General features: G+C 30.6%; 20 protein-coding genes, 1 other RNA gene and 1 pseudogene. 14 read left to right on the top strand and 8 right to left on the bottom strand.

The features are described from left to right. From ACFDSN_RS07575 to ACFDSN_RS07530, 10 genes are all read left to right on the top strand, one after another. Window positions 1-1,134, top strand: a 1,134-nt coding sequence (locus tag ACFDSN_RS07575; protein WP_375239239.1) for a S1 RNA-binding domain-containing protein, incomplete at its 5' end; no start/stop codon positions are given. Between the two features lie 217 nt (window positions 1,135-1,351). Then, window positions 1,352-1,891: a bifunctional pyr operon transcriptional regulator/uracil phosphoribosyltransferase PyrR gene (gene pyrR / locus ACFDSN_RS07570; protein WP_375239238.1), complete on the top strand. Its 540-nt coding sequence runs from the start codon at window positions 1,352-1,354 to the stop codon at window positions 1,889-1,891. Between the two features lie 60 nt (window positions 1,892-1,951). After that, the gene (locus ACFDSN_RS07565) at window positions 1,952-2,881 is read left to right on the top strand and encodes an aspartate carbamoyltransferase catalytic subunit (protein WP_375239237.1); all 930 of its coding nucleotides are present in this window, start codon (window positions 1,952-1,954) and stop codon (window positions 2,879-2,881) included. A 1-nt stretch (window position 2,882) separates the two neighbouring features. Then, entirely contained in the window at window positions 2,883-3,215 is a 333-nt protein-coding gene (locus tag ACFDSN_RS07560; RefSeq protein WP_375239236.1) for a ribonuclease Z, read from the top strand. 9 nt (window positions 3,216-3,224) lie between these two features. Continuing rightward, entirely contained in the window at window positions 3,225-4,130 is a 906-nt protein-coding gene (locus tag ACFDSN_RS07555; RefSeq protein WP_375239235.1) for a ribonuclease Z, read from the top strand. Window positions 4,131-4,167: 37 nt separating this feature from the next. Continuing rightward, entirely contained in the window at window positions 4,168-4,815 is a 648-nt protein-coding gene (gene pdxH / locus ACFDSN_RS07550) for a pyridoxamine 5'-phosphate oxidase (RefSeq protein ID WP_375239234.1), read from the top strand. Next, the gene (locus tag ACFDSN_RS07545; protein WP_375239233.1) at window positions 4,816-5,304 is read left to right on the top strand and encodes a histidine phosphatase family protein; all 489 of its coding nucleotides are present in this window, start codon (window positions 4,816-4,818) and stop codon (window positions 5,302-5,304) included. It abuts the gene before it with no gap. Window positions 5,305-5,343: 39 nt separating this feature from the next. Further along, window positions 5,344-7,395, top strand: coding sequence for a polyphosphate kinase 1 (ppk1, locus tag ACFDSN_RS07540; RefSeq protein WP_375239232.1), 2,052 nt, complete (start codon window positions 5,344-5,346; stop codon window positions 7,393-7,395). A 6-nt stretch (window positions 7,396-7,401) separates the two neighbouring features. Beyond that, window positions 7,402-8,313 (top strand): Ppx/GppA phosphatase family protein, encoded by a 912-nt coding sequence (locus tag ACFDSN_RS07535; protein ID WP_375239231.1) that lies wholly within the window; start codon window positions 7,402-7,404, stop codon window positions 8,311-8,313. Between the two features lie 80 nt (window positions 8,314-8,393). Next, a complete protein-coding gene (locus tag ACFDSN_RS07530; RefSeq protein WP_375239230.1) occupies window positions 8,394-8,930 on the top strand; it encodes a porin family protein in 537 nt (178 codons plus the stop codon). Between the two features lie 78 nt (window positions 8,931-9,008). On the opposite strand, the gene ACFDSN_RS07525 is transcribed toward ACFDSN_RS07530, so the two are convergent. The 3 genes and pseudogenes from ACFDSN_RS07525 to dnaX form a co-directional block, all read right to left on the bottom strand. Next, window positions 9,009-9,590 (bottom strand): tRNA-(ms[2]io[6]A)-hydroxylase, encoded by a 582-nt coding sequence (locus ACFDSN_RS07525; RefSeq protein WP_375239240.1) that lies wholly within the window; start codon window positions 9,588-9,590, stop codon window positions 9,009-9,011. A gap of 21 nt (window positions 9,591-9,611) precedes the next feature. Continuing rightward, window positions 9,612-10,196 (bottom strand): hypothetical protein, encoded by a 585-nt coding sequence (locus tag ACFDSN_RS07520; RefSeq protein ID WP_375239229.1) that lies wholly within the window; start codon window positions 10,194-10,196, stop codon window positions 9,612-9,614. A gap of 18 nt (window positions 10,197-10,214) precedes the next feature. Beyond that, window positions 10,215-11,935 (bottom strand): annotated as a pseudogene (gene dnaX / locus ACFDSN_RS07515) (DNA polymerase III subunit gamma/tau). 150 nt (window positions 11,936-12,085) lie between these two features. On the opposite strand from dnaX, the gene rnpB reads away from it, so the two are divergent. Then, window positions 12,086-12,420: RNase P RNA component class A (gene rnpB / locus ACFDSN_RS07510), an RNA gene on the top strand. Between the two features lie 138 nt (window positions 12,421-12,558). On the opposite strand, the gene ACFDSN_RS07505 is transcribed toward rnpB, so the two are convergent. Both ACFDSN_RS07505 and recG read right to left on the bottom strand, forming a co-directional pair. Then, window positions 12,559-13,140 (bottom strand): tRNA-(ms[2]io[6]A)-hydroxylase, encoded by a 582-nt coding sequence (locus ACFDSN_RS07505; protein ID WP_375239228.1) that lies wholly within the window; start codon window positions 13,138-13,140, stop codon window positions 12,559-12,561. 111 nt (window positions 13,141-13,251) lie between these two features. After that, window positions 13,252-15,354, bottom strand: a complete 2,103-nt coding sequence (recG, locus tag ACFDSN_RS07500) for an ATP-dependent DNA helicase RecG (RefSeq protein ID WP_375239227.1) — start codon at window positions 15,352-15,354, stop codon at window positions 13,252-13,254. Window positions 15,355-15,520: 166 nt separating this feature from the next. Here recG and ACFDSN_RS07495 point away from each other — a divergent pair, with 166 nt between their 5' ends. After that, a complete protein-coding gene (locus ACFDSN_RS07495; protein ID WP_375239226.1) occupies window positions 15,521-17,560 on the top strand; it encodes a M1 family metallopeptidase in 2,040 nt (679 codons plus the stop codon). Window positions 17,561-17,587: 27 nt separating this feature from the next. After that, window positions 17,588-18,511 carry a patatin family protein gene (locus ACFDSN_RS07490; protein WP_375239225.1) on the top strand — a complete coding sequence of 308 codons (924 nt, stop codon included), beginning with the start codon at window positions 17,588-17,590 and terminating at the stop codon, window positions 18,509-18,511. A gap of 2 nt (window positions 18,512-18,513) precedes the next feature. Here the strand turns inward: ACFDSN_RS07490 and ACFDSN_RS07485 are convergent, their stop codons facing one another. Then, window positions 18,514-19,044, bottom strand: coding sequence for a hypothetical protein (locus ACFDSN_RS07485; protein WP_375239224.1), 531 nt, complete (start codon window positions 19,042-19,044; stop codon window positions 18,514-18,516). A gap of 178 nt (window positions 19,045-19,222) precedes the next feature. Between ACFDSN_RS07485 and ACFDSN_RS07480 the strand changes: the two genes are divergently transcribed. Further along, the gene (locus tag ACFDSN_RS07480) at window positions 19,223-20,959 is read left to right on the top strand and encodes a carboxypeptidase-like regulatory domain-containing protein (protein ID WP_375239223.1); all 1,737 of its coding nucleotides are present in this window, start codon (window positions 19,223-19,225) and stop codon (window positions 20,957-20,959) included. Window positions 20,960-21,038: 79 nt separating this feature from the next. On the opposite strand, the gene ACFDSN_RS07475 is transcribed toward ACFDSN_RS07480, so the two are convergent. Further along, window positions 21,039-22,592, bottom strand: a complete 1,554-nt coding sequence (locus ACFDSN_RS07475) for an FMN-binding glutamate synthase family protein (RefSeq protein ID WP_375239222.1) — start codon at window positions 22,590-22,592, stop codon at window positions 21,039-21,041. A gap of 66 nt (window positions 22,593-22,658) precedes the next feature. Then, window positions 22,659-24,085, bottom strand: a 1,427-nt coding sequence (locus tag ACFDSN_RS07470) for a hypothetical protein (protein WP_375239221.1), incomplete at its 5' end; no start/stop codon positions are given.

Below are 24,085 nucleotides of genomic sequence, written 5' to 3'. Positions count from 1 at the left end.
GGTCAATTAGAAAAAGGACAAGTATTAGAAGGTGTTGTTAAAAACATTACTTCTTATGGAGTCTTTATAGACCTTGGTGGAGTAGATGGATTAGTTCATATTACTGATTTATCTTGGTCTCGTATCAATCATCCAAACGAGATTGTAGAATTAGATCAGAAATTAAATGTTGTAATTTTAGATTTCGATGAGAACAAATCAAGAATCCAATTAGGTCTTAAGCAATTATCTAAACATCCTTGGGATGCATTAGGTGAAACTGTTGCTGTAGGAGACAAAGTAAAAGGTAAAGTTGTTGTAATCGCTGATTACGGTGCATTTATTGAAGTTGCTGAAGGAGTTGAAGGTTTAGTTCACGTTTCTGAAATGTCTTGGTCTACACACTTACGTTCTGCTAACGATTTCGTAAAAGTTGGAGATGAGGTTGAAGCTCAAATATTAACTTTAGATCGTGAAGATCGTAAAATGTCTCTTGGTATTAAGCAATTAAATCCAGATCCATGGACGGATATTACAAGTAAGTATCCAGTAGCTTCTAAGCATACAGGAACTGTACGTAACTTTACAAACTTTGGTGTTTTTGTTGAATTAGAAGAAGGTATTGATGGGTTAATTTACATCTCAGACTTATCTTGGACTAAGAAAATCAAGCATCCAAGTGAATTCTGTAACGTTGGAGATAAATTAGATGTTGTAGTATTAGAATTAGATGTTGAAGGACGTAAATTATCTTTAGGTCATAAACAAACTACTGATAACCCATGGGATAAGTACGAAACTGAATTTGCAGTTGGTACTAAACATACAGCTGAGTTAACTGAAATTGTAGACAAAGGTGCTACAATTGATTTTAACGAAGATATTGTTGCTTTTATTCCTTCTCGTCATTTAGAGAAAGAAGATGGTAAACAAGTTAAGAAAGGTGAAACTGCAGAATTTGTTGTTATTGAATTTAATAAAGAATTTAAGCGTGTAGTAGCTTCTCATACAGCTATCTTTAAAGCAGAAGAAATGCAGAATGTAAAAGCTCAAGCTAAGAAAGCTGAAGCTCAAGCAGCAGAATCAAAACCTACTTTAGGTGATGCTAATGATGCGTTACAAGCATTAAAAGATAAAATGGATGGAAAAGCATAAGCTTTAACCATTAATTATATTTTAAAAGTCTCTCGTTAATTCGAGAGACTTTTTTTGTAAACAAAAGTATTAAAGGCAATAGTTTGTGGCTGATATGTTTATGTAAGATTTGTGTGTTATTTTAATATAATATTAATGACAAAAGAAATACTATAACTTACATTAAACCAAAACAAAAATTTTCTCTTACCTTTGTTTTAAATATGTTTGCATTACTATGAGTCAAAAAATGCTACTTAGCGCAACAGAAATAAACATTATACTTCACAGATTGGCTTGTCAGCTAATCGAAAACCATAACGATTTTTCTAATACAGTATTAATAGGTATTCAGCCAAGAGGTAAATATTTGGCTAATAGGCTAGCTTCAATTTTGAAAAAGGATTATAATATTTTAGGTCTAGAATTAGGTCATTTGGATATCACTTTTTTTAGAGACGATTTTAGAAGGTCAGAAAAAACAATAGAGGCTAATCAAACTAAAATAGATTTCTTAGTAGAAGATAAAAAAGTAGTTTTTATAGATGATGTTTTATATACTGGGCGAAGTATAAACGCTGCATTAACAGCAATTCAATCTTTTGGTAGACCTTTAGAAGTAGAGTTGTTAACTCTTATAGATAGGCGTTTTAGTAGACATTTACCAATACAACCAAATTACAAAGGAAGACAAGTAGACGCTATAAATAACGAAAAAGTAAAAGTGAATTGGATTGAAAATGAAGGTGAAGATGCTATTTATTTAGTTCAAAATTAAAGATAAATTATAATAATAAAAACAGGTAACTAATTATTACCAACTGAAGACTGAAAGAAAATGAGCGAGTTAAGTGTCAACCACTTGTTAGGTATAAAGTACATTACAAATAAGGATATTGATTTAATATTTGAAACTGCTGATCATTTTAAAGAGGTAATTAATAGGCCTATTAAAAAAGTGCCATCGTTAAGAGATATTACTATTGCTAACTTGTTTTTTGAAAACTCTACAAGAACAAAACTTTCTTTTGAGTTAGCGGAAAAACGTCTTTCTGCAGATGTTATTAATTTTTCAGCTGCACAATCATCAGTTAAAAAAGGAGAAACTTTAATAGATACGGTTAATAACATCTTATCTATGAAAGTAGATATGGTAGTAATGCGACATCCAAATCCTGGAGCTGGTATATTCTTATCTAAACACATAAAAGCTTCAATTATAAATGCGGGAGATGGCGCGCATGAACATCCAACACAAGCATTATTAGACACGTATTCTATTAGAGAACGATTAGGAGGAGTTGCTGGTAAAAATGTAGTTATTGTTGGAGATATTTTACATAGTCGCGTAGCATTATCTAATATTTATGCCTTAAAATTACAAGGCGCAAATGTTATGGTTTGTGGACCAAATACATTGATACCTAAGCATATTGAAAAGCTAGGTGTAAAGGTAGAAACAGATTTGCGTAATGCCTTAAATTGGTGTGATGTTGCTAATATGTTACGTGTACAAAATGAGCGTATGGATATTAGTTATTTTCCATCAACTAGAGAATATACGCAGCAGTTTGGAGTGAGTAAAGAGTTGTTAAATTCTTTAGACAAAGAAATAGTGATAATGCATCCTGGACCTATAAATCGAGGAGTAGAAATAACAAGTGATGTGGCAGATTCAGATCAAGCCATTATTTTAGATCAAGTTCAAAATGGAGTTGCTGTTAGAATGGCAGTGATTTATCTTTTGGCTTCAAAAATTAAGAATTAATATGATTATAGATACAAACGAAAATATTTCAATTATAACACAAGAAAAAGTAACTGTAATTGAATTAGTAAAAAAGATTGAAGCTTTATATCCGAAATTTGAAAATCAACATATTATTGTTCAGTTAACAAGTTTAAAAACTATTGTTCTAGAAGATGTTATTGAGTTTTTGAGATTGTCTAAGTTACATAAAGGAGCAAATAAGTCGTTTGTAATAGTGTCTAATACATTTGATATAAGTTTGTCTCCAGACGAAATAATTGTAGTTCCAACACGTCAAGAAGCAAAAGATGTGATTGAAATGGAAGATATGGAGCGTGATTTAGGAATTTAATTTTTTCTAATGAAATTAAATATTTTAGGTTGTTATAGCGCAACACCACGAACATTTACCAATCCAACAGCACAAGTCTTAGAGATTAATAATCATGTGTTTTTAATAGATTGCGGAGAAGGAACACAGGTACAATTGCGTAAACATAAAATAAAGTTCAATAGAATTAAGCATATTTTTATTTCACATCTACATGGCGATCATTGTTTTGGTTTAGCGGGATTAATTTCTACATTTAGATTGTTAGGTCGCGAAGCAGATTTGCATATTCACGCACCAAAAGGATTAAAAGAATCTATTTTACTTCAGCTTAAATTAGGGAATTCTTGGACTAATTATAAACTTATTTTTCACGAGTTGACCAATAAAGAAAGTGAAGTTGTTTTTGAAGATGAAAAAGTCACCGTAACGACAATTCCTTTAGATCATAGAGTTTATACCAATGGTTTTTTATTTAAAGAAAAAGAAGGCGATAGGAAACTAGATATGAATGCGGTTTTAAATGAAGGTATAGATGTGGCTTATTACAGAAAACTAAAGCAAGGCGCAGATGTTCCAAATTTAGCTGGAGAATTAGTTAAAAATGAAACAATGACTAAATCTGCTAATCCACCAAAAAGTTATGCTTTTTGTAGCGATACGGCATATAATGAAGCTATTATTCCAATAATAAAAGAGGCTACAGTTTTATATCATGAATCTACATTTTTGGAGCAACACATAAAATTAGCAGCGCCAACAAAACATAGTACAGCAAAACAAGCCGCAAGTATTGCAAAACAGGCAAATGTTGGAACCTTGATTTTAGGACATTATTCTACACGTTATAATGATTTAAACGTTTTTAAAACCGAAGCACAAACTGAATTTTACAACGTGCTTTTGGGAGACGACGGAAAAGTGTTTGAGTTTTAAATCAATATGTGATTTTAAAATTCCTTAAATTTACATTATGGAAAAAGATTTAAGTAATTATAGAAAGTCTTATGAGCAAGGCGAGTTATTGTTGAATGACACGCCAGAAAATCCTATGGAATTATTTCAGAAGTGGTTTCATGAAGTTGATCATTTTTTTCCACAAGACGAAACCAATGCAATGACTATTTCCACTATTGGAACAGATGGTTTTCCAAAAAGTAGAGTTGTGCTATTAAAAAAATACACTTTTGAGGGGTTTATTTTTTACACCAATTACGAAAGTGAAAAAGGAAAAGCTATTACAAAAAATCCAAACGTATGTTTAAGCTTTTTTTGGGCTGGAGCAGAGCGTCAAATTATTATAAAAGGAAAAGCTAAAAAGATAGCTACTAATTTAAGCGATGGATATTTTGAATCTAGACCAAAAGGTAGTCAATTAGGAGCTATAGCATCTAATCAAAGTCAGCCTATTGAGAGTAGAGAATTATTGGAGTCTAAGCTAAGAAATTTAGAAAAAACTTACGAAAATAAAGAAATTGAACGTCCCAGTTTTTGGGGTGGATTTATTATAGAGCCTATATCTATTGAGTTTTGGCAAGGAAGACCAAATCGTTTACATGATAGGATTGTTTATAAATTAGATGAAGACTATAATTGGATAAAATCTAGACTGCAACCTTAAATGAAACATTTAATATTAATTCGTCATGCTAAATCCTGTTGGGATAGTAATTTAATAGATTTAAAAAGACCAATTAATAAAAGAGGAATAAAAGATGCTGAGTTAGTCTCAAAAGAGTTATCTAAAGATTCGAGCTTACATCCAGATCTTATTTTAGTCAGTAACGCAGAACGTACTAAAGAAACAGCCGAAATTTTTATAAGAAACCTTAAATGGGACAAGATTAAAACTCAATTAAATTCTGATTTATACGATTTTTCTGGAGAATCTGCATTTAACTTAATTACTTCTTGTCCAAATCACATTAATACTTTAGTTTTATTTGGGCACAATCCAACATTTACTTTATTAGCCAGTCAATTAGGTTCAGATTTTATAGATAATATTCCAACTTCTGGTGTTATAGTTATTTCTTTTAATACAGAAAAAAGGGAATCTATTGAAAATGGAGAGACTATTAAAATAGTGTTTCCCAGAGATTTAAAATAAGCAAGTAATAAATTATATTTGTCCTAAGATTACTAAAAAATGACAAAAACTAATTATATATATACAAACCGAGAATTAAGTTGGTTACAATTTAATGGTCGTGTACTTCAGGAAGCGGCAGATAAAACAGTGCCGTTAATAGAACGTATGCGTTTTCTTGGTATTTTCTCTAATAATTTAGACGAATTTTTCAAGGTTAGATATGCAACAGTAAAACGGATTGATGACGCAGGAAAAGCAGGGAAAACAGAACTTGGAGGAATAAAAGCGTCAGAATTATTAACTCAAATTACAGAGATAGTAATTAAACAGCAAACAGAAAGTTTAAAAATTCTTAATGCAATTGAATTAGAATTAGAGAAAGAGGATATTTTTATCATTAATGAAAAAGAATTAGATGATTCTCAAGAAAAATTTTTAAGAGATTATTTTATAAAAAAAATTAGTCCAGCTTTAGTTACAATTATTTTAAATGAAGAGATAGAATTACCAAACCTAAAAGATAGTGCTGCATATTTAGCTATAAATATGCATTTAACAGAAGGAAATAATCAATATGCGTTAATTGAGATTTCTAAAAATATGAGTCGTTTTATTGTGTTACCAAAAAAAGAAGGTAAAGACTACATTATTATGGTAGATGATGTATTGCGCTTATGTTTAGATGATATTTTTAATATTTTCGATTATAAAAAAATAACAGCGCATATGATTAAAATTACTCGTGATGCAGAATTGGATCTTGAGAGTGATTTGAGTAAGAGTTTTATGGAGAAAATTAGTGACTCTGTAAAAGAACGTCAAGAAGGAGAACCGGTTAGGTTTGTTTATGATAAAACTATAGATGTTAATACGCTTAATTTTTTCACTAATAAAATGGGAATAGATACTACAGATAGTAGAATTCCTGGTGGAAGATATCATAATCGTAGAGACTATATTAGTTTCCCAAGTTTAGGAAGAACAGATTTGTTATATGATAAAATTGAAGCCTTACCAGTAAAAGATTTAAGTTTAGAAGGAAGTATTTTTAAATCTATTTTGAAAAAAGATTACTTGTTGTATACGCCTTATCAAACGTTTTCTTATGTTGTGAAATTCTTAAGAGAAGCAGCATTAGATCCAAAAGTAAGGTCTATAAAGATTACAATATATAGATTAGCAGAAATTTCTCAAGTAGCGAGTTCTTTAATAAATGCAGCTAAAAACGGTAAAAAAGTAACGGTTTCTATGGAGATTCAAGCACGTTTTGATGAGCAAGCTAATATTGAATATGCAGAACAAATGCAACGTGAAGGTGTTAATTTAATTTTTGGAGTCAAAGGTTTAAAAGTACATAGTAAAATGTGTGTCATAGAAAGAGAGGAAGATTCTAAAATTAAGCGTTATGGTTTTGTAAGTACTGGTAATTTTAACGAATCTACAGCTAAAATTTATACGGATTTTACACTTTTTACAGCTAATCAGAAGATTTTAAAAGATGTAAATAAGGTGTTTAACTTCTTTCAGGTGAATTATAAAATTTATCGTTTTAAGCATATTATAACTTCACCGCATTATACGAGGAATGCATTTTATAAATTAATTGACCAAGAAATAAAAAATAAGTCAGAAGGTAAGCCTGCATATATTCGTTTAAAAATGAATAGTATTTCTAGTTATAAAATGATTAATAAATTATATGAGGCAAGTCAAGCTGGAGTTAAGATTCAGATGATTGTTCGAGGAATTTGTTGTTTAGTTCCTGGAGTGAAAGGAATGAGTGAGAATATTGAAATTACTAGTGTAATTGATAAGTTTTTAGAACATACTAGAATGTCTATTTTCTGTAACAATAATCAACCTAAAGTTTTTATTTCATCTGCGGATTGGATGACAAGAAATATTGAAAATAGAGTAGAAGTTACTTGTCCTATTTATGATGAAACTATAAAGCAACAATTAATAGAGTTGTTTAATATTTGTTGGGATGATAATGTAAAATCTCGTGTTTTAAACGAATCTGGTAATAATTCGTATAAAAAAACTACAAAACTTAAAATTCGTTCGCAATTTGCAACTTACGATTTTTTAAAAGATCAATTAAACTAACTATTTATGCTTAATATAAAAAAATATGCGGCAATAGATATTGGTTCAAATGCTGTAAGGTTATTAATCTCTAACATTATAGAAATGAATGGGGAACCTGTTCAGTTTAAAAAGAGCTCTCTAGTACGTGTGCCAATTCGTTTAGGTGAAGATGTATTTGTAAATGGAATAATTTCAAAAGAAAATAAAGCACGTATGTTAGATACTATGTCTGCTTTTAAGCTTTTAATGAAATCTCATAAAGTTTTAAAATATAAAGCATGTGCAACTTCAGCAATGCGAGAAGCTGAAAACGGAAAGGAATTAGTAGATTTAATTTACAAAGAAACAGGTGTTAATATAGATATTATAGATGGACAAGAAGAAGCAACTATAATTGCTGCTACAGATTTAAAAGATTTTATAAAATTAGATAAAACTTACCTATATGTAGATGTTGGTGGTGGAAGTACAGAATTTTCAGTGATTCATCAAGGAGAAAAAGTAGACTCTAAATCTTTTAAAATAGGAACAGTTCGTTTGTTGAAAGATATTGTTAAAAATGAAGCATGGAAAGAATTAGAAGAATGGATTAATTTAAAGACAAAAAACTACTCTAATCTAGAAGTTATTGGTTCTGGTGGAAATATTAATAAAATATTTAAATTATCTGGTAAAGCACAATCAAAGCCATTAACTTATTTTTATTTAACGTCTTATTATAAAATGCTACAAAGTTATTCTTATGAAGAACGTATATATAAGCTAGATTTAAACCAAGATAGAGCAGATGTAATTATTCCTGCATGTAGAATATATTTATCTGCAATGAAATGGTCTGGTGCTAAAAGTATTTATGTACCTAAAATTGGTCTCTCAGATGGTATTATAAAAAGTATATATCATAATAAAGTATCAAGTCAATTAAAGATAGATTAAGTATTTTATCAACTTTTTGAAACCATATTATTTTAAAATATTATATTAGCATTGGAATTAAATAAAATAAACTTAAATCAATGAAAAAATCTTTACTAATAATCGCATTATTGTTTGGTGTTTCTATAACATTTGCACAAGATAATGTGTATGGAGTTAGGGCAGGTTTTAATGTTACAAATTTAGATTTTAGACCAGATCTTCCTCCTTCAGGAGTAGAAAATGCACATAGAAATGGATTTGCAATTGGATTTCTTGCAGAGTATGGTATTTCTGAGAAATTTTCTATTGCTCCAGAAATTCAATTCTCAGCAGAAGGAGCAAAAGATAAAGAATTTCGTTTAGACTATTTACAAATGCCTATTTTATTAAACTATAAAATTACTCGTAAAATAGCTTTAGGTGTTGGGCCACAATTTAGTTTAAAAGCACATGATTACGAAGATGGTTTTAAAAATGTAGTTTATTCTGGAATTGCTGGTTTAACTTATATGATTACAGACGAGATTTTTGTTGATGCACGTTTTTCTTATGGTTTAACAGATGTGTTTGATGATTCAGTAGGTTTAGAAGCTATAAATAAGAATTTACAATTTGGATTTGGAATAAAACTATAATCTAAATTTTATATAAAATTTAAAAAGTCCAACTCAAATGAGTTGGACTTTTTTTGTGTTTAAAGTTTTTGAATATATTTATCCATGAATAGTTCCATCTTTACTTAGCCCTTTCATTATTTCAGCTTCAAAACTAAGTAGGTCTTGCCATTTTTTGTTTACCTCTTCAAGGTTTCCATATTGTCTAGCAAAACCTAAAAACATTGTGTAGTGGTTAGCTTCACTTACCATTAGTTTATAATAGAATTCTGCCAGTTCTTTATCTTCTAGTTCTTCAGATAGTAATCTAAATCGTTCGCAACTTCTAGCTTCAATTAAAGCAGCATATAATAACCTATTCACTAGTTGTGTAGTTCTACTTCCGCCTTTTGGGAAAAAAGTAATTAGTTTTATAACATAATCATCACGTCTGTCTCTACCTAAAACCCAGCCATTTGCTAAAATTCTATCGTGCACCATTTTAAAATGACTAATTTCTTCTTTTACTAAAGCGGTCATTTCTGTAACTAAGTCACTGTATTCTGGAAAACCTACAATAAAAGAAATAGCTGTGCTAGCTGCTTTTTGCTCACAAAATGCATGGTCTGTTAGGATCTCTTCTACATTTTTCTCAACAATATTTACCCATCTTGGATCAGTAGGTAATTTAAGTCCTAACATTTTTATTGGTGTTTCCATAAGTTAAGATTCTTTAGGTTTTACGGTTAAAGACTTTGTTCGTTTATTGTAAATTAATATGATTTTTGTATACTGATCTCCCAAGTCAATCCCAAAGGTGTATATCAATTCAAATTCTAGAGTATTTGGTTTTTTAGGGTAGTCTATTAAATTTAATGATTTAAAAATATTAGAGTTTACTTTGTCTAAATTCAAAAGATTATTTTTGACGAGATAGTTTTTGTCGATTTTTTGTGAGAACTCAATCTCATTTTCAGGATTATAGATATTTAATTCTGAAATAAAATTATAATATCTCGTTTTTGAATTAATGGTTTTTGGAAGTGAAGACTTTAAGTTGAATTCGATATAGCTATTCATATCCGTATAAGATTTTATGTTTATTCTATAACCTTTACTTAAGATTGTATCAGTAATTACTTCAGAATATTGCTCTGGAATATAAGTAATGTTCTCACTAAAAGAATCTAATAATTTATTTTCTTTTAAAACCGTTTCAGGAGATTTATGAACACGATCACGACCATCGCAACTTAAAAAGAATCCGAAGATGATTGCTAAACTGATAAAAGAAATTAGTTTTTTCATTTTATTGGAATTTAAAAGTTATGTAATATCTAAATCAAACAAACTCTTAAGAAGTTCTAAATTTGGATAAGCCTCTTTTAATTTATCATATTTTTCTTGAGGCGTATAGGCATACTTCTTCTGTAAAACTTCGTTTACATCAATATTAAACGATATATCGTAATTATTAAGTTTCTTTCTTAAATGGTTTAAAACATCGTAAGATTCGCGCTCTAATTCAATTTTGTTGGTTTCATTTGGAAATGTTAAGTTTATAATAGCACCATTAAGTGTTGGAGATCCTAAACTTAAAATTGAAGCCATATTAAATTCTCTTTTTGCTTCAAGATTATCTATGTAAGCTTGCCAAATTTCCATAAAAGCTTCTTCTGTAAAAGTGTCTGTAGGTAAATTTTCTTCATCTACAACAACATCCATTTGTTTTATTAAATGATCTTTTTTTGCTTTTATGCTTCTTAAAGATAGGCCAGAGGTTCTTTTTGTAACTTGGTTTAAAACAATTTTTGGTTTTTCTGGTGTTACAATTTTAGAATCCTCAGCTTGAGTTGTTGTTTTTGATTCTATTTTTGCTTTAGAAACTGGTGTGGTTAATTCTGGCGCACTAACTTTTATTGGTGCAATACCTTTGGTTCTAAAAAATGATGGAGATATTATGTAGCGACTAAGCTTTTTTTTTTAGCAGAATCGTGCGTGATAGATGCTAGCTGCATTAAACAAAGCTCTACTAATAAGCGTTGATTTTTACTGCTTTTGTATTTTAAATCTGTAGCGTTTGCTAAATCTATACCTTGAATTAAAAACTCCTGATTAGCTTTAATAGCTTGTTTAGCGTATTTTTCTTTTGTTTGATTTCCAACTTCTAATAACGAAAGTGTTTCTGGAGATTGACAAACTAATAGGTCTCTAAAATGACTTGCTAATCCAGAAATGTAGTGATGTCCATCAAATCCTTTTGCAAGAATTTCGTTAAACTGAATCAATAAATCTGGTATTTTATTTTCTAAAATGTAATCTGTTGAAGTAAAGTAAGTTTCGTAATCTAAAACATTTAAGTTTTCGGTTACAGCTTGTCTGGTTAGGTTTTTACCAGCAAAACTAACTACACGATCAAAAATAGATAAAGCATCTCGCATTGCGCCATCTGCTTTTTGAGCAATAATATGTAAAGCATCTTCATCTGCAGTAATACCTTGCTCTTCCGCAATATATTTTAGATAATTTTTGGCATCAGAAACCGTAATACGCTTAAAATCGAAAATTTGACAACGCGATAAAATGGTTGGAATAATCTTGTGTTTCTCTGTAGTTGCTAAAATAAATATACAATGTTTTGGTGGTTCTTCTAATGTCTTTAAAAAAGCATTAAAAGCAGCTTGAGATAGCATATGTACCTCATCTATAATATAAACTTTATATTTCCCTACTTGTGGCGGAATTCTAACTTGATCTGTAAGGCTTCTAATATCATCTACAGAGTTGTTAGAAGCTGCATCTAGTTCAAATATATTGAAAGCAAAATCCTCATCGGTTATATCATGACCTTCAGAATTAATCATTTTAGCCAAAATACGAGCACAACTAGTTTTACCAACACCTCTAGGACCTGTAAACAGTAAAGCTTGTGCTAAATGATTATTCTCAATGGCATTGAGTAGTGTATTTGTAATAGCTTGCTGGCCAACAACATCTTTAAATGTTTGTGGTCTGTATTTACGAGCCGATACTACAAAATGTTCCAATTAAATAGATATTTGAATGTTTTTAACAAATTTAAAGAATAGCGATAACAATATGTTGGTTTTAGAAACTGAAATAATCAATAGTTATTAACAAATATTAATAGATTCTTATTTGTAATTTGTTTTTTCTTAATTGTACATTTGCAACTTAAAGCAGATCGCCTTATCGCGTCTTATTTATAAGATGAGGAAAGTCCGAACACCATAGTGTAGTATAGTGGCTAACAGCCGTCAGCCGCGAGGTTAGGAAAAGTGCAACAGAAAGAATGTACAGGTAATGCTGTAGTGAAACCAGGTAAACTCTATACGGTGCAATCTCATGTAAATTAACGTTTGAGCGTACACGCGTAATGTTAAAGGGTAGAGAGCTAAAGTGCACTGGTAACAGTGCACGTAGATAAATGATAAGGGTTTTTTAGTTGTTTTTCGAGAGATCCTGAGACAAATTTAGAATACAAAATTCGGCTTATAGATCTGCTTTTTATAATAGAACATCTTCCTTTTAAGATTTAAAATTTCTAAATTATGTCTTTTTATAGGTAGATTTTGGGTTCTGCGTCGTAGCTCAGAATGACAAATCAAGTCATAGTCTTTTAAGCTAATTGTATATTATTAAATTAAATCTACCCATGAATACTGCCATGTGTCCCATAGTTTTTTATTAGTTCTGCTTCAAAAGTAACTAGGTCTTGCCAGCGCTTTTCTACATCTATCCCTTTGCCGTATTTTCTAGCTAATGTTATAAATGTGGTATAATGTCCAGCTTCGCTAACCATTAATTCGTAGTAGAATTGCGATAATTCTTTGTCTTCAATATGGTTGTTTAGTAGTTTAAAACGTTCGCAACTTCTTGCTTCAATCATAGCAGAAAATAATAAGCGGTCTACCATACTTTGGAGTTGGCTTCCGCCAGTATTCATAAACTTATAAAGCTCATTTACGTAATGATCTTTTCTGGCTCTACCTAATTTGTAGCCTCTTGCTTTAATTTGTTTACAAACACGCTGAAAATGCTCTAATTCTTCTTGCGCAAGCTCTGTAAGTTCTTCAACTAAGTCTTCGTGTTCAGAATTAAGCGTAATAATGGTTATGGCATTAGTTGCTGCCTTTTGCTCGCACCAAGCATGATCTGTTAATATTTCTTCTAAATCTTGTTCTGCTATTTTTGCCCAACGTGGATCTGTATCTAATTTTAAATGAAGCATTTTTGTTAGTTCTTAATTTTTAAGTTGCAAATTATTAGTAGTAACTGTTTGAGTAATGTTACAAAAACAAGATGTCTTTTCTAAATAGGTATCTATTTAATGGGTTAGAGATTAGCTAATATAATTCCAAATATTTTTATACTTACTCATTTGTCTATAGGTTTCTATAATATTTTTATTCTCTTCTAAAGATAAGTTTGGGTCTTTTTTTAAGATTTCTTTAGCGTGATAGCGTGCGTGTTGTAAAATTTCACTGTCTTTAACAACGTCTGCAATTCTAAGGTTTAAAATACCGCTTTGTTGTGTTCCCATAATATCTCCAGGACCGCGAAGTTTTAAATCAACTTCGGCAATTTCAAAACCATCGTTAGTTTTTACCATAGTGTTTAATCTGGTTTTACTGCCTTCACTTAGTTTATGACTCGTCATTAAAATGCAGTAACTTTGCTCGCTTCCTCGACCAACTCGACCACGTAATTGATGGAGTTGAGACAATCCAAAACGTTCTGCACTTTCTATAATCATAACACTTGCATTTGGAACATTTACACCAACTTCAATTACGGTTGTTGCCACCATGATTTGTGTCTCACCTTTTATAAAACGTTGCATTTCAAACTCCTTATCTGCAGGTTTCATTTTGCCGTGTACAATAGAGATTTGAAACTCTGGTAGAGGGAAATCTCGAGCTATACTTTCGTAACCATCCATAAGGTCTTTGTAGTCCATGTTTTCGCTCTCTTGAATCAACGGATAAACCACATAAACTTGTCTGCCTTTTTTAATTTCTTGTCTAATAAAATTAAAAACTTTTAAACGATTATTATCGAATCTATGAACTGTTTTTATGGGTTGTCTTCCTGCAGGTAATTCATCAATCATAGAGATGTCTAAATCGCCGTAAACAGACATTGCTAAAGTACGTGGAATTGGCGTTGCAGTCATTACTAAAATGTGTGGAGGATTTGTGTTTTTTTTCCACAATTTACTTCGTTGTGCAACTCCAAATCTATGTTGCTCATCTATAATTGCAAGTCCTAAATTTTGGAATTTCACCTTATCTTCAAGTAAAGCATGTGTACCAATTAAAATGTCCAATTCTCCACTTTCTAGAGCTGAATATATCTCTTTTCTTTTTGAAGCTTTACTTGATCCAGAAATTAGTTCTATTCTGATATTTAGAGGTTTGCATAATTCAATTAATCCGTTACAGTGCTGTACTGACAAAATTTCAGTAGGCGCCATTAAGCAAGCTTGAAAACCATTATCTAAAGCCATTAACATAGTCATTAAAGCTACTATGGTTTTTCCAGATCCAACATCGCCTTGCAGTAATCTATTCATCTGTGCGTTGCTTCCTAGATCTTGTCTAATTTCTTTAATTACACGCTTCTGTGCGTTGGTTAAATTAAAGGGTAAATGTTCTTTGAAAAAGGTATTGAAATAGCTTCCGATTTCATTAAAAGGAAAGCCTTTTAATTTAGATTTATGAATTAAATTTTTAAGAATTAATTGTAATTGAATATAAAATAATTCTTCAAATTTCAGCCTAAATTGTGCTTTAGAAAGTAGCTCTGATGTTGTTGGGAAATGTATGTTAAAAAGTGCATCAGATTTTGAAATTAATTTAACTTCTGAACGTAAATTATCGGGTAAAGTTTCAGTGAATTTCCCTTTAGTTTCCAAAAATAATTGTTGCATTATTTTGGTTAAAACACGATTGGTAATTCCTCGATTTGAAAGTTTTTCTGTGGAAGGATAAATAGCTTGTAAAGCACTTCTTAATCCGTTTTCATGTTCTGTTAATAATTCAATATCTGGATGCGGCATACTGTGCTTTCCTCCAAACACATTTGTCTTGCCAAAAATAACATAATCTGTATTTAACTTAAGGCTATCCTTAATCCATTTTACGCCTCTAAACCAAACTAATTCCATACTACTAGTTTCGTCTGTAAAAGTGGCGACTAAGCGTTTTCCTCGACCAGTTCCTGCATCTTGTAAACGTGTTATCTTGCCAATAACTTGTATTTCTACATTAGAATTTACTAACTGGTTAATTTTAAAATACTTGGTACGGTCTAAATATCGATTTGGAAATAGATTGAGTAAATCTTGATAAGTATTAATTCCTAACTCCTTTTTAAGCAACGTTGCCCTATTTGGACCAACGCCTTTTAAGTAATCTATTGGAGTTTGAAGGTTTACACTCATAGTACGAATTTAAAATATTTCCATTGATTTAGAAAAGGTTTAGTTGTACATTTTAAGTTAGTTGTTAGCTTAAAATGTTTAAAACTATGTAGAAATAACCTTAATACTTCAGTATAAAAATTATTAAAAACTGTATTTTGGCTTACTAGTTGGTTTATCTTTTACTATGAAATTCATTTTAATATTTTTATTAAGTCTCTTTAACTTTGTTGGGTTTTCGCAACAAACAGATATGGTTGATTTTACTTCTGTTTCTGCTGAAATTGAATTTGACACAAAAAAATCAATCATTTTAGGTAAGGTACATTTAGATTATACTATTTTGAAACCTACAGATTCTATTTTTGTTGATGCTAAAAATATGGAGGTTTTAGATGTTTCAAACCGTTATTTAGGTGTCGATTTTGAATATAATGGAAGACAAATCATCTATAAAAGTAATTTTGAAGTTGGTAAAACTTATACTTTAAATATAAATTATAAAACAAAGCCTAAAAAAGCATTGTATTTTATAGATTGGAACGAAGCTATAAATCATCCAGAGTACAATCCACAAATTTGGACACAAGGACAAGGAAAGTACACCAGTAATTGGTTGCCAAGTATCGATGATATGAACGATAAAATTGCTTTTGACTTGTTTATAAAGTTCAATAATAATTTTGAGGTTATAGCTAACGGAAAATTAAAACAAAAAACGATTGGTAAAACACAAACAAAATGGCATTATGTTATGGAGAATCCAATGTCAAGCTATTTAGTAGCGTTAGCAATCGGTAAATACCATAAAGATGCAGAGCTTTCTAAAAGTGGAAAGCCTTTAGATTATTACTATTATCCAAAAGATTCACTAAAAGTAGAGTCAACATACAGATATTCAAAACAAATGTTTGATTTTTTGGAAGAGGAAATTGGTGTAGCTTATCCTTGGCAAAACTATAAACAAGTTCCTGTAAAAGATTTTTTGTATTCTGGAATGGAAAACACCAGTTGTACAATCTTTTCGGATGCTTTTATGGTAGATGCTATAGAATTTAACGATAATAATTACGTTAATGTAAATGCGCACGAGTTAGCACATCAATGGTTTGGAGATTTAGTAACCGAAACTTCAGGAACTCATCATTGGCTTCAAGAAGGTTTTGCAACTTATTATGCTTTATTAGCTGAAAAAGATGTTTTTGGAGAAGATTATTATTATCAAAAACTTTACGAGTATTATTTAGAACTAATAGCGCAAGATCAAGCAGATAAAAGTACAGCATTATTAAACCCTAAATCAAGCAGTACAACTTTTTATAAAAAAGGCGCTTGGGCTTTACATATATTAAGAGATAGAGTAGGAGATAAGGCTTTTAAAAAAGCGATTAAGAGTTATTTAGAACTATATAAGTTTAAAAATGTTGAAACTAAAAATTTCATAGATGAAGTTGAAAGATTTTCAGGAGTAAATTTAAGCGGTTTTGTTGATTTATGGTTGTTGTCACCAGAACTACCAGAAGATCAAATGAGGCTAGTTCTAGAAAAGAATGAAGAAACAGCTTTTTTATTAACACATTTAGAATCACCTTATTTAAGTTATAGAAAAGACTCAAATGACGACTATATTCCTTCGAGTATTATAAATCACTTACCGGAAGGCTCAGAATCCGTGAAGTCTAGCGTTTTAGAAGAAGCACTTTCTAAAGCAGATTATCCAGGTTCTGAAAGTATTATTTTAGAAGCTTTTAATTCAAATAGTCAAAAAGTTAGACAATCTATTGCATTTTCAATGCAAACAATACCCCAGAAATTTAAGTTAAATTTTGAGAACCTTTTAGGTGAAAATTCATATTTAACAATAGAAGCTGCACTTTATAAGCTATGGGTGAATTTCCCAGAGGATAGAACAAAATATCTTAATAAAACTAAAGCTATTATAGGTAATAACAATAAAAATGTGCGTTTCCTGTGGTTAGCATTAGCATTAAATACAGAAGGTTATTTAGATAATAGTAAAGCTAGTTTTTATAATGAAATGGTTGAGTACACCAATTCTGTTTATAGCTTTAATGTAAGACAAAACGGATTTACTTACTTAAAAGAGTTAAATGCTTTTAATATCTTAGCGACTGAAAATTTAAAACTAGCTACTAAACATCATAATTGGCGATTTAATAGTTTTTCCAAAAAGCTATTGAAACAGATTGAAAATAGCGAAGAGTAGTAACTAATAGAATTAAATAAAAACGTATTGAGAGCATTAGTAATTTCTGGAGGCGGAAGTAAAGGCGCATTTGCAGGTGGCGTAGCACAGTATTTAATGGAGCAAGAGAATCGTGAATACGATATGTTTCTTGGTACGTCTACTGGTAGCTTATTGGTGCCACATCTTGCAGTTAATGATTTAGGTAAGCTTTATGATATTTATACTAATGTTAATCAGAAATCTATTTTTAGTATAAATCCTTTTGTGGTTAAACGCAAAGGAAATAGAGAGTATGTATCTATTAATTATTTTAATTCGTTAATTCAGTTTATTAAAAAGAAAAGAACTTTTGGAGAAAGTAAAGCGCTTAGAAAACATATAAAAAAGAATTTTTCTGAAGCAGAATTCAACAAAATATTAGAAACTAAAGAAGATGTTGTAGTTACAGTAACCAACTTGTCTAAGAACAGAACAGAATATAAATCTATAAAGGATTATAGTTATGAAGAGTTTTGCGAGTGGATTTGGATTTCTTGTAACTATATACCGTTTATGTCTTTGGTTAAAAAAAATGGATTTGAATATGCAGATGGCGGTTTAGGATGTGTAATTCCTATACGTGAAGCAATTTTACGTGGCGCAACAGAGGTAGATGCTATTGTTTTAGAAAGCGAAGATTTAGCCTACAACAAAGTATTAGGTAAAAATCCATTTTCGTTAATGATAAATCTTTTTGGTCATTTAATGGATCAAGTAGAAAAAGGGGACATTGCTATAGGTAAACTAGCTGCAAAGCACAGAAATGTTAAGCTTAACTTATATTATACACCAACAAAATTAACAGAAAACGCACTTATTTTTAATAAGCATTTAATGGAGCAATGGTGGCAGCAAGGTTTTGATTATGCAGAAACTAAACACGCAAAAGGTCAAACTATGGATGAAAGCGAAAGTTTAGAAGAGCAATAAATCTACCACAATTTACTCACTTCATTTCTCATATAAGAAAGTGCTATTAATGTAGGCGATGGTTTTTCTACCATATCTGTTAAGATAGCTTCTCTAAGTTTATCTGCAGTTGTTATTTTTTCGTTGATATTAGCTTTTCTAATAATCTTAATAACACCATTTTTTGATGTGTTAATTACACTCCAGCACTCATCAGATACATAAATTTGTTGTGCTAAATTATGTTCAAATTCTTGTTCTATATTCTGAACTAATAAATTTTCGTAACCATTAGAGTCATCTGTAATAGGCGAAACACGTAGTAATAAGTTATTAGGCGAAATACGTTCTAAATATAAAGACATACGCTCATAAGCTTGTAAGCGTATTGGTAAACTTTCTTTTGTTGTTTCTATATTTTTTAAGCTGAAGTTATCGTCTTCTCTACGACTTTTTTCATTTTTAAAAAACTGTTGTAATAAAAAGTATGCTAAAAGTCCAGTAATTACTGTTGGTATTGTAAAGTAGAGTAGGTTTGTTATTGTATTATCCATTATGGTGTAAATTATAATTCTCTTTGTTTAGAATGAAAAATATATTGCTAAAATACGATATATTTTTTTTCAACTTACTACGCAACCTTTTTTAATTTATTGTATCTATTTAAAAAACAGAGAAATTATTATTGTAACAAGGAATAGTATAATTTTCATTTTTAAAAATCAATGTTTTATGAAAACGAAGCAATTAAATAAATTAAATTTTTATTATTTATTATTATTTCTACTAATCATTTTTTCTTGTACAGAAGATGATGGAATAAATACAAATAATTTCCAAAACACTAATTCAGAATTAAACCAAGGAGAAACTATTAATCGAAATTTTATTGGTAAAGTTGTGGATGAAAGTAATATACCAATAGTAAATGCTCAAGTGTCAATAGGTTTAGGTTTAGTAAATACAGATGTTAATGGTGTATTTATTTTTAATAATGCTCAAGTTTATCAAAGACAAGCAATTATTACTATAGAAAAATCTGGATATTTAAAAAGTGTAAAAACTTTAGTTCCAACTAATGGAAATAACGTTGTTTCGGTGATGATGGTTTCTGAAAATTTAGTAGGAACTATAAATTCAGGATTGATAGAAACTGTTAGTCTAACTAATGGAACACAAGTAACTTTTGATGGCAATTTTAAAGATAATAATGGGAATGATTATTCCGGAAATATAAAAGTATATATGTACCATTTAGAAGCAAATAATCCAGACATTGAAGCTATTATGCCAGGAAATATGCAAGCTATAAACACTAACAACGAAGAACGTGTATTAGAAACTTATGGTATGTTAAATGTTGAATTACGAGGAGATTCAGGCGAAAAACTAAACATTGCAGATGGTAGTACAGCAGAAATTGAGTTGTTAATTGATGCAGCACAAACTAATGCGCCAAGCAGCATTCCATTGTGGTCTTTTAATGAAACCTCTGGTGTTTGGGAAGAAGAAGAGGTAGCAGTAAAGCAAGGAAATAAATATGTTGCCTCTGTTTCTCATTTTTCTTGGTGGAATTGTGATGCACAATTTCCTACGGTTTCACTTTGTTTAGATATTGTAGATAATACAAATTTACCTTTAGCAAATGTTAAAGTAGAGTTATGGAGAGCAAACTCAACATATCCAAGAATAGGTTATTCTAATAGTAGTGGAGAAATATGTGGTTTAATTCCATCAAATGAAATATTGACATTAAAAGCGTTTGATCTTTGTGGCGTAGAAGTATATATACAAACTATTGGTCCATTTTCTGTAGATACAGATATGGGACAAGTAGTTTTACCAACAGTTAATGCAACTACAATTGCAGGAACTTTAGTAGATTGCAATAATGTTAATGTTACTAATGGTTATGTTACGTTAGATTATGGTTCTCAATTTTCTGAAGTACTAGTAGATAATGGTACTTTTAGCTTTAATGTGATTCAATGTTCTTCTCTTTCAACATTTACTTTAGAAGGTGTAAATTACGACGCTTTTCAATCTACAGGGGATATATCTTTTAATTTTAGTAATACTAATGTTGGAAACATTATAGCATGCAATACAGTAACAGAGTTTGTAACTTTACAATTAGATAATAACCCTGTAGAATATTATTTAAACAATATTTCTACTACACAATACGGTTCAACCTATCTAAATATCTCTGCAAACACAGGAGGAACCAATAATTATTTTTATTTAGGTGGTTCTAATACTATTTTAGGAACGTATGATTCTTCAGTTTATACTATTGAAGCTAATACGATGGATATAGATTATAGCTCGACTATAGATATAAGCTACAATTTAAATGCTTTTGGTAATGTAGGAGAATATATAGATATGAATTTCTCTGGTACATACACAGATAAGTCAGGAGTTACTCGAAATGTTGTTGGTAGTGTTCATGTGTTAAGAGATTAATAGTTTTAGTTATAAATATAGAAAAACTCATAACGTAATTGTTATGAGTTTTTTTATAGGGTAATTTTTTTCTATATTTTTAATTTTGTCCTCCTAAATGTTTACAATTTACAAACTCTTCCATACCATTAAAAGGTACTTTGGTTTTATTATAATTATAAGTTCTGCTAAGATCTTTAGATAAGTTATGATCATCAACATTTACTTCAATGTCACTCATAGTAAATTGGCATGGATGTTCGTAACCAGCAGCATGTGTAATTTCAATAAATTCTTTTCTAAACGTTTTAAAGTATTGTGCTAGTCGTACTGATTTTAATGTTGGGTCAATTCCACTTTGTAGCCATTTGCTTTGTGTGGCAACACCACTTGGACACTTATTTGTATGGCAAACTTGTGCTTGAATACAACCAATACTCATCATCGCTTCTCTAGCAACGTTAATACAATCTGCTCCCATAGCAAATGCCATAGCAGCTTTGGCAGGAAAACCTAATTTTCCACTTCCAATAAAAACAATACGCTCACTTAATCCTTTGTCTTTAAAGAGTTTATATAAATCTCCAAATCCATAAACCCAAGGTAAACTTACATGATCTGCAAAACTTGGAGGCGCAGCACCAGTTCCGCCTTCGCCGCCATCAACAGATATAAAATCTGGACCTTTACCTGTTTTAACCATAATATCTGCTAATTCTTCCCATTGATCTAATTTACCAATAGCAGCCTTAATACCAACAGGTAAACCAGTAGCTTCAGCAATTTGTTCAATAAAAATCATCAACTCAGTTACATTTGAAAAAGCTTTATGATTTGGTGGCGACAATACTGTTTTGCCAACTTCTACACCTCTAATTTTAGCAATTTCCGGTGTTATTTTTGCTCCTGGTAAAACGCCTCCTTTTCCTGGTTTTGCGCCTTGCGATAGTTTCACTTCAATTGCTCTAATAAAAGGGTTTTCCTGAACTAATTTTACCATTTTCTCCATTGAAAAACCACCATCATCTGCACGAACACCAAAATATCCTGTTCCAAAATGAAATACCACATCACCGCCATTACTATGGTAAGGAGATAATCCGCCTTCACCAGTATTGTGATACGCGCCAGCCATTTTGACACCTTTATTTAAAGATTCTACAGCTTTTGCAGAAAGTGACCCAAAACTCATAGCAGACACATTAATAACCGATTTTGGTCTAAATGGTCGTTTACGTTGATTAAATTCACCCATAACTTTAGCGCAAGGTAAAAACGTTTTGTCTATAGCGTTAGGATGATCTTTAGTAGCCTGATAAGGCATCATGGCATTATTTATAAATATATGTTGATGTGCATAAATATCACGATCGGTCCCAAAGCCTTCATAATTATTCTCTTTTTTAGCAGATGCGTAAATCCAACCACGTTCAATACGATTAAAAGGTAATTCTTCACGGTTATTAGCTACAAAATACTGACGAATTTCTGGGCCTACACTTTCAAAAAGATAGCGTACATGTCCAACAATTGGGTAATTATGACTTATGGTGTGGTTTTTCTGTAAAACATCTCTAAGCGCAATTATAATAAGTGCTATAATAATCCAGAGCCACCAAGAAATACTTGAAAGTAAAGATAAAAAGGTATCCATAGTTTTAAAACGTTTTTTTCAAAAATAAGGATAATCTATAGGTCATATCATTAATTTTTTTAAAAATTAATTTGCGCCTTCTGGTAGTTGTTGTGTAAAGGTATAAGTTGCTGTTGGTGGACCACCAAATAAAGAGTTAGATGGATTATTAAAAATATTACCGCTTAAAAATGGAATATCAGAGCTAGCCCCAATATATATTGTTTGACCATTCATATCAATATCTGTACTATAATAACCTAAAGAACTATAAGTCGCTGTAGGTGGACCGCCAAATAAAGAATTATCTGGGTCATTAAAAACGTGACTAGAAATAAAAGGAATTTCAGATTCAACTCCTATATAGTTTAGTTTACCATCATTATTTGCATCTCCAGCCCACATTCCTAAAACATTTGGTGTACTAGTAATAAAAGTTTGCGCATTTGTACCGTATGTTATTGGATTATTTGCATCTGTAAAATCAACACTTACAGGAGTTCCTGATAATGTAATTGTATTAGCTGTAATTATACCTAAATGATTACGATGTTTTATAGCTATATAATAGTTGTCATTAGGTAAATTAAAGGTTATACTTGAAATTCCATCAGTAGCAACTACATTTCCATCACGTTGTAAAAGGGCAGAAGTACTTGCTAAAACAGTCGTGTTATCAGCTTGATTACGAAGTTCTAGCCAAACCCAATCTACAATATTATCTTGTATAGCTCCTGTTCCAGAAGTACCACCATTGTTAAACACAGTACTAGCACAGATTAAATTATCAGCATATGGTGATGTTGTTGGTATATAACTTCCAGCTCTTAAATCATCTCGCATTAAGGTTTCTTGTCCTGGGTTAGGGTTTAAAGCTGCACCTTGTAAAGATATTATTGGGTTTAGTTTTATCTCATTTATAGCAGGACAAGTAACCGTTAAATCATAACTACTTCCGCTACCATCATCAGCATCTACAACAATATAATACGTAGTTCCTGCAATTGCATTTGTATAGGTTGCTGAATCAGAAAATACTGTTCCTATGCAGTCATTTGGGTCACAACTTCCTAAAATATAGATATCTAAATCACCGGTATAATTGCTTAATGTTGCTGTTATTGTTCCATTTCCACTTGGTGTAATAGTGTGAACGCGTTCTGGACCAGATTCTGTCCAAGAATTACATCCATAACTTTCTATATAAGAATTTTCAGTAGAATTTATTCCACTATAAGTTACGCCACAAGTTAAAGGAATACTACTTGTGCAATCTAGTATAGGATTTGTTATAGTAATTGGGATACAAAACATATTATTAGTTTCATTATCTTCAGGAATAACATTTGTTGCATCGCTTAAAAGGATTATATTATAGTTTCCAGCTGTGGTTGTACTCGGAATTGTTAAATTTTCAATAATCGTATTGGAATTTGTATTAGTACTTAAACTAGAAAATTCTTGACTACTTAAAATTATATCCGAACCATCAATACTACAATCGGTAGATAAAT

This window comes from Aurantibacter sp., assembly GCF_042094015.1.
GTDB lineage: Bacteria > Bacteroidota > Bacteroidia > Flavobacteriales > Flavobacteriaceae > Aurantibacter.
Note: the sequence above shows the minus strand (reverse complement) of the source record. Positions and strands in the feature narration are given on the sequence as shown.

Bases quoted from the DNA above. Each gene is read 5' to 3' on its own strand.
- ACFDSN_RS07525 (WP_375239240.1), bottom strand. From the start codon at position 9,590: ATGTTAGGACTTAAATTACCTACTGATCCAAGATGGGTAAATATTGTT.
- ACFDSN_RS07495 (WP_375239226.1), top strand. From the start codon at position 15,521: ATGAAATTCATTTTAATATTTTTATTAAGTCTCTTTAACTTTGTTGGG.
- pyrR (WP_375239238.1), top strand. From the start codon at position 1,352: ATGAGTCAAAAAATGCTACTTAGCGCAACAGAAATAAACATTATACTT.
- ACFDSN_RS07555 (WP_375239235.1), top strand. From the start codon at position 3,225: ATGAAATTAAATATTTTAGGTTGTTATAGCGCAACACCACGAACATTT.
- ACFDSN_RS07475 (WP_375239222.1), bottom strand. From the start codon at position 22,592: ATGGATACCTTTTTATCTTTACTTTCAAGTATTTCTTGGTGGCTCTGG.
- ACFDSN_RS07535 (WP_375239231.1), top strand. From the start codon at position 7,402: ATGCTTAATATAAAAAAATATGCGGCAATAGATATTGGTTCAAATGCT.
- ACFDSN_RS07530 (WP_375239230.1), top strand. From the start codon at position 8,394: ATGAAAAAATCTTTACTAATAATCGCATTATTGTTTGGTGTTTCTATA.
- ACFDSN_RS07545 (WP_375239233.1), top strand. From the start codon at position 4,816: ATGAAACATTTAATATTAATTCGTCATGCTAAATCCTGTTGGGATAGT.
- ACFDSN_RS07480 (WP_375239223.1), top strand. From the start codon at position 19,223: ATGAAAACGAAGCAATTAAATAAATTAAATTTTTATTATTTATTATTA.
- recG (WP_375239227.1), bottom strand. From the start codon at position 15,354: ATGAGTGTAAACCTTCAAACTCCAATAGATTACTTAAAAGGCGTTGGT.
- ppk1 (WP_375239232.1), top strand. From the start codon at position 5,344: ATGACAAAAACTAATTATATATATACAAACCGAGAATTAAGTTGGTTA.
- ACFDSN_RS07560 (WP_375239236.1), top strand. From the start codon at position 2,883: ATGATTATAGATACAAACGAAAATATTTCAATTATAACACAAGAAAAA.
- ACFDSN_RS07565 (WP_375239237.1), top strand. From the start codon at position 1,952: ATGAGCGAGTTAAGTGTCAACCACTTGTTAGGTATAAAGTACATTACA.
- ACFDSN_RS07505 (WP_375239228.1), bottom strand. From the start codon at position 13,140: ATGCTTCATTTAAAATTAGATACAGATCCACGTTGGGCAAAAATAGCA.
- pdxH (WP_375239234.1), top strand. From the start codon at position 4,168: ATGGAAAAAGATTTAAGTAATTATAGAAAGTCTTATGAGCAAGGCGAG.
- ACFDSN_RS07520 (WP_375239229.1), bottom strand. From the start codon at position 10,196: ATGAAAAAACTAATTTCTTTTATCAGTTTAGCAATCATCTTCGGATTC.
- ACFDSN_RS07485 (WP_375239224.1), bottom strand. From the start codon at position 19,044: ATGGATAATACAATAACAAACCTACTCTACTTTACAATACCAACAGTA.